This is a genomic window from Citrifermentans bremense R1 (assembly GCF_000426865.1).
GTDB lineage: Bacteria > Desulfobacterota > Desulfuromonadia > Geobacterales > Geobacteraceae > Geomonas > Geomonas bremensis.
The window spans coordinates 1-6,084 of sequence record NZ_AUGE01000058.1 but is presented as its reverse complement, the minus strand read 5'-3'; the positions used below and the strand labels follow the sequence as shown (position 1 = coordinate 6,084).

Here is a 6,084-nt window from a genome sequence, read left to right as displayed (position 1 = left end):
TGGCGTAGCGTCAAGCACGAGGATGTGTACCTGAAAGGGTACGTCGACATGCTCGGATTACAGTTGGGTCTGACACAGTATTTCGAGTTTTACAACACGGAGCGGCCCCATCAATCGCTGGGCAACCGCACTCCAGTCGAGGTCTACCATACGGCCAGCGGCGGCGGAGCAAGAATCGTAGACAAATTTGTTGAGCGTAAAACCACGCTCAAAATCGGGGCAGCGCCGGTCAGCTGCGCGACCGGGCACCACCTTAAACTCGATGCTTTATTGTCTTGACTATAGGGTCCACTCAACTGGAAGTGGGCTTAGCTGCATTCAAAGCTGCGCACCAGGAGCACGTGAGCCAAATACAAAACGAAGCGGCTAGAATTGAGAAACTAGTGATGGAAGAGGGGATGACCCGGCAGCAAACTGACGACGAGCTGTTGAAAAAGCTGAAGAAGATGTCGGTTGACGATGTAGGGCGCGAAATAGCTGGCTTCGCTTGGTTGCTAATAGGGATGCTCATAGCGACCATCCCGGAGGAAATAGCCAGATGGGTGCCTGAATGTTTTGCAGTCTTCTAAATGCAAAGCCCAGTAATCGGGGCTTTCGTGTATATTAGGTGTCGACATCCCTTGGTGGGTCATAACAATTCAACGCCTATTGATAGAGCCACCGCGGCGACGTCCTGCTCCTGCACATCTCTACAAAACACAGACCTGCACGGGGTGCATCAGTTAACATGTAATGCCAACGATTTTTCTTGGAAAATGTCGCAAAAACAACCTAAATAATCAAAGGAGCCTCTGTGAACGAGAGAGATGGTTTGTTACCAGACGAGATTCCGCGGGAAGAACACGCTCCGAAAAGGGAAACCACACATCAGGACAATGGGTTACTGCCCGACGAGGTGCCACGTGAGCACGACCCGTACTTCGAGCAGAACTATGAAAATTTGATGACGGAAAAGCCGAATTCGAGCCCTCTCCTTTATGGAGATTTTTATAAGAAAAGCAAATGGTACAACAGTCCAGAATATGAGACAGTAAATCAACTGCAAAAAATATCGACAAGGCTTGATGACATTTTATTATCTGTTGCGAGAGCATCTCCAAAAGGACAAGTGAAGCTAAATGAAAAGGGTCAGATATGCCCCGTTTGCATATCCCCGAAAAAGCTAAGGCAGCAGCAACCTTTAAGCGCCTCCTGAGTAGAGGGAATGGTCAGCTACTTTTGCCCCGATTTCAACCCTATTTTGCGGAGTTTTGAATTGTCAAATAAATCAGTGACAATATCATCGGTTATAGTTGTAGGGCTTTTACTCACAATTACGGGCGCAATTATCGCTGTGTTAGGATTTGGCGGAGTTGTGGCATACGATTACTCACTTGCCAAGAATACTATCAAAACTGACAGTATAGGTTTAGCTATAATGTCGGTTGGAGCTTTGCTAGTTATAGTAGCAATATCCAAAGTTGACAAAGTACGTGTATTTGGAAGTGAAGGATACAAGTCAAAAATCACAAAAATTATTGATTATGTAATTGAATATGCCTGGACAATCTATTTGTTACTAGCGGTTAGCATCTTATTATTTATTGGTTCTTTGGTATGAATAGCGACTGGCTTGATGAAGATGCTGTCGAAATATTCGGTGCTAAATCTGATGATGCCGGGAGATTTCTAAAATATGTTTATGACATAGATTCAGGTCTCTACCTTGCGCCACTCCCCCCACCAGAAGAACAGTCTAGTCTAATGCACGCAGCAAAGTATATTACAAAAGATGTACATACTAACCCGATTACTGCAATTTTTGATACAGGGATGCTGTATGAGCACCCGCTGCTTGAAGGGACGATTATAGATGGGATAAACTATTCGTCCGAATCAGATCTTTCTGATCACTGTGGACACGGTACCCAGGTGGCGTTGATAGCACGAGTTCGCTCTATCTATGAGCCACGTTTTCTCAATGTGAAGGTTGCTAATGCATTCGGCGCGGGAAAACCCAGAGACCTCATTGCCGGACTTAGATGGCTAACTAATTACCAACAGTCCCACCAGAATCAGAATATCATTGCAAATTTGAGTCTCGGCGTGTTTTCAAAACGTTGGTTAGCCTTAGATTGTAAGGGATATTGCCCGGTTTGCGAGGCGGCTGTTGAGGCGTCCAAGGCGGGTATTTTCATTTTGGCAGCAGCCGGTAATACTCCCGGGAAAACTGCCTGCCCTGCGGCTGCTGGCTTATATAGGCCAGATAGCCAAATTGTAGCGGTTACTTTGCCGGGTGAACAATGTGGTATTGGAAACTTTGAAAGCGTCAACCGTGATGTTTGGGTTCCAATCAAAAAGGTGTAGTGAGCAGAAACTTGGCAGCGGCAAAGCATCCTGGCTATATCCTCTGCTGCCTCAACTGCTTAGGTGGTGTACCACCACCGGCCCCAAATCCTCCACCTGTCAGGAATTTTGTAGTGCTGGACGTGACAGCCGGCTCTAAAAACCCAGTTAAAACCAAGTAAATGACTCACCCCGCCCCTAGTAGCAGGGTGACTCATTCACCTTAATAAAGCTGACAACTAAATCTAAATCAAAACAAATATTGCTATTATTGTATGGCTGCCGGTTATATTCAGAATGTTATACCCGCCACCTGAAATCTGCCCCACAACTGATACCCCGTTATCAGTCACATCTGCGATTTTGTATCCTTTGGTCGGAGTGATGGATACATAGTAATTCGAGCCGTCTTGGACGAGAATTGAACCAACACTGACCTTTCCGCCAGTGCCTGCAGAACCACTTATGCTCCAGTATATAGGGGTAAAAGTCGCACTTACTGCGGTATTGGCCAAAATGTTGCTGATGGAATAATTTCCACCGACTACCTTGGAGGTAACATTCGCTGTTCCGACCATCAGGCGGTAGAGCTGATAATGCGCATTAGGAGCTACATTCACGACAGGGGAACTGCCAGCTGCGACCGAGACAGAGCCAGTGCTGGGAATACCGTTAATGCTGATGATTCCGTTGGTTCCAGATGTAGTCAGAGTCAGCGAGCTAGCGAAAGTGACCTCAATGGTGTGATTTGCAGTGACATTTATGAAAGTATAGAACGTAGGCGTTCCAACGGAAATTCCGTCCACTTTGACGTTCGAGATGGCATAGCCTGCCGCGGGAGTGAAATTATACACCACACTCCAACCTGGCTGTACCGCCGATTGAGTCGGAGAGATGCTACCACCCGCTCCTGCAGTGGCGGTGATGGTAAAGGCGGGTATAAGACCAAAGGTTACCGCCAGATTGTGGTTGGAAGTGACGTTCTTAAAATTGTATCCGCCGTTAGCAACAACCTCACTTAGGACATCGGATGTACCATCTACAGTCGCTGAAGTTACCCTGTATCCTGCGTTAGGCAAAACATTTACAAAGTAATTGTTGCCTTCAACAACCGAAGTGCCGTTCGTCCCAACCCTACCGCCTTCGGTTGGCATAGCGCTTGCGGTTAAGGAAAGATATATTGGTGCAAAAGTGGCTTGAACAGCAACGTCTGCCATAATATTGGTGAGGGTGTAACTGTTGTTCGACACTTTGGAGGTGACATCCACTCCACCAACTCTCAAACGGTATAATTTATAATGATTGTCAGGCGCCATTGTGACGGTGAACGAACCTCCGGCAGCAGCTGTTCCGCTTTTGGTGATGGTGCCGTTGATTGCACTGGTCGTGACAGTGAACGCATACAACTCGGCGCTGTTTAAAGGCACGCCGCTGTAAAGCCCGCCCGCGACTAGTACCTTTCCGCTGGGCAGGAGCGTGGCAGTATGATAGTACCTGCCATTAATCAGACTGCTATCCTCGCTCCAGCTGTCGCTGACTGGGTCGTACAATTCAGTGCTGGCAAAAGCTTCAACATCGCCGAATCCTCCCCCCACTACCAACACCTGACCGCTGGGAAGGAGCGTAGCAGTGAAATTTGCTCTGACGAAATTCATAGATCCGGCCGCACTCCAACTATTGGTGGACGGGTCATACAGCTCGGAACTAGCAATATAAGGTGCGTTTCTTCCGCCTCCGCCCGGGCTCCCGCCTACAACCAGTACCTTGCCGTTGGGCAGCAGCGTGGCTCTGGGAAACGTTCTGGCTATAGTCATGTTACCAGCCGCACTCCAACTGTCGCTGGCCGGGTCATACAATTCAGCGCTCGTAAGTTGACCGCGTCCCCCCGCCACCAGTACCTTGCCGTTGGGAAGGAGCGTGGCGGTATGCCCCTCTCTGCCATAGGACAGACTGGCGGCTACACTCCAACGGTCATTGGCCGGGTCATACAATTCCGCACCTGCAATACCTGTAAAAGTTCCGTTACCATCGTATCCCCCAACCACCAGCACCTTTCCGTTTGAGAGGAGCGTGGCGGTGTGCCCGGACACGCCTGTGGTCAAGCTGCCGGCAGCACTCCAGTTGTTGCTGACGGGGTCATACAATTCAGCGCTGGCTAAAACTCCGCTGCCATCCCCTCCCCCCGCCACCAGAACCTTGCCGCTGGGAAGGAGCGTGGCGGTGTGATCGTACCTGCCATTGGCGATACTGCCAGCCTCACTCCAACTGTCGCTGGCCGGGTCGTACAGTTCGGCGTTGGCTAGAAACCCGGCGCCCCCCACCACCAGCACCTTACCGCTGAGAAGGAGTGTGTCGGTATGATAACTTCGTGCTGTGGCTAAGCTGCCGGCCGCACTCCAATTAGCAGCCCGTGCAGTAGACGCCACGGCAACAATGGCGATACAAAACAATGTAAACAGTGACATCCTATATTTAGGATTTACTACGTTGCACCTAGGCTGCAGTTTTTGCTGCGCGGCCATTTCGTTCATGGATTGCACCCCCTAGACATTCCCTTAATTCAAGCGGCTTGAAAGTCCATTTCCGACTGAGGCAAAACATCCTCTTTGGGGTGGTCAAGTCCTGGCGTCTGGCCTTGACCACCCCAAAGCGAATCTACAACAACGCAAATGTTGCAGCTATTGCGTGGCTACCGGTTATATTCGAGATGCTATACCCGCCACCAGAAATCTGCCCCAAAACTGATACCCCGTTATCAGTCACATCTGCGATTTTGTATCCTTTGGCCGGAGTGATGGATACATAGTAATTCGAGCCGTCTTGGACGAGAATTGAACCAACACTGACCTTTCCGCCAGTGCCTGCAGAACCACTTATGCTCCAGTATATAGGGGTAAAAGTCGCACTTACTGCCGTATTAGCCAGAATATTGCTGATGGTATAATTACCGCCAACTACCTTGGAGGTGACATTCGAGCTTCCGACCATCAGCCGATAAAGCTGATAATGCGCGTTAGGAACTACATTCACGACAGGGGAACTGCCAGCTGCAACCGATGCGGAGCCGGTGATGACAGTGCCGTTGATGCTGATGGTGCCGTTAGCTCCTGATGTCGTCAGAGTCAGGGAGTTGGCGAAAGTGACTTCAATGGTGTGATTTGCAGTGACATTTGTGAAACTGTAGAACGTTGGGGCTCCGACGGAATTCCCGTCCACCTTGACATTCGAGATGGCATAACCTGCTGCGGGAGAGAAATAGTAGACCACGCTCCGCCCTGACTGAACCGATTGAGTCGGTGAGATGCTGCCACCCGCACCGGCAGTGGCGGTGATGGTGAACGTAGGGATAGCTCCGAATGTTACCGTCATGGCGTGGTCAGCAGTAACGTTTTGGAATTGATACCCACCATTAGCAAGCACTAGCAGGTTGTTGAAAAACTAAGTACAGAAAAGAGCAGTTTTATGGTACACTACGGCGCGTAACACATTGCAATCACAAAGGAATGTTATGCGCGGCGAGGACAATAAGACAGAAGCTCTTTTCACATATGTGACCCCCGAATCCTTCGTTCCCAAGGATCATCCCCTCCGGTCCATCAGGAAGATGGCTGATGACGCCTTGGCTGGAATGGACAAGCTCTTTGACAGCATTTATGCCTCTGCTGGTAGGCCGTCCATCCCGCCGGAAAAGCTGCTCAAGGCTCAACTGCTGATGATCCTCTACTCGATCCGCAGCAACCGACAACTTGTTGAGCAGAT

Annotated in this window: 7 protein-coding genes and 1 pseudogene; 6 read left to right on the top strand and 2 right to left on the bottom strand. The window is 49.6% G+C overall.

The window, feature by feature from the left end:
- From K419_RS22390 to K419_RS23705, 5 genes and pseudogenes are all read left to right on the top strand, one after another.
- Positions 1 to 189, top strand: a pseudogene (locus tag K419_RS22390) (integrase core domain-containing protein); the annotation flags it as partial.
- A gap of 152 nt (positions 190 to 341) precedes the next feature.
- Positions 342 to 569 carry a hypothetical protein gene (locus K419_RS22885; protein WP_051293115.1) on the top strand — a complete coding sequence of 76 codons (228 nt, stop codon included), beginning with the start codon at positions 342 to 344 and terminating at the stop codon, positions 567 to 569.
- Between the two features lie 224 nt (positions 570 to 793).
- Positions 794 to 1,195, top strand: a complete 402-nt coding sequence (locus tag K419_RS0118450) for a hypothetical protein (protein WP_026842845.1) — start codon at positions 794 to 796, stop codon at positions 1,193 to 1,195.
- Between the two features lie 60 nt (positions 1,196 to 1,255).
- Positions 1,256 to 1,600: a hypothetical protein gene (locus tag K419_RS23710; protein WP_156912248.1), complete on the top strand. Its 345-nt coding sequence runs from the start codon at positions 1,256 to 1,258 to the stop codon at positions 1,598 to 1,600.
- Positions 1,597 to 2,346 carry a S8 family serine peptidase gene (locus tag K419_RS23705; RefSeq protein ID WP_156912247.1) on the top strand — a complete coding sequence of 250 codons (750 nt, stop codon included), beginning with the start codon at positions 1,597 to 1,599 and terminating at the stop codon, positions 2,344 to 2,346. Before K419_RS23710 ends, K419_RS23705 begins: the two co-directional genes overlap by 4 nt.
- 224 nt (positions 2,347 to 2,570) lie before the next feature.
- On the opposite strand, the gene K419_RS22880 is transcribed toward K419_RS23705, so the two are convergent.
- Positions 2,571 to 4,856, bottom strand: coding sequence for a Kelch repeat-containing protein (locus K419_RS22880; protein ID WP_051293113.1), 2,286 nt, complete (start codon positions 4,854 to 4,856; stop codon positions 2,571 to 2,573).
- 124 nt (positions 4,857 to 4,980) lie between these two features.
- Positions 4,981 to 5,694, bottom strand: a complete 714-nt coding sequence (locus K419_RS23700; RefSeq protein WP_226377739.1) for an InlB B-repeat-containing protein — start codon at positions 5,692 to 5,694, stop codon at positions 4,981 to 4,983.
- A 139-nt stretch (positions 5,695 to 5,833) separates the two neighbouring features.
- Between K419_RS23700 and K419_RS0118440 the strand changes: the two genes are divergently transcribed.
- The coding region (locus K419_RS0118440; protein ID WP_026842844.1) for a transposase at positions 5,834 to 6,084 on the top strand (251 nt) is incomplete at its 3' end.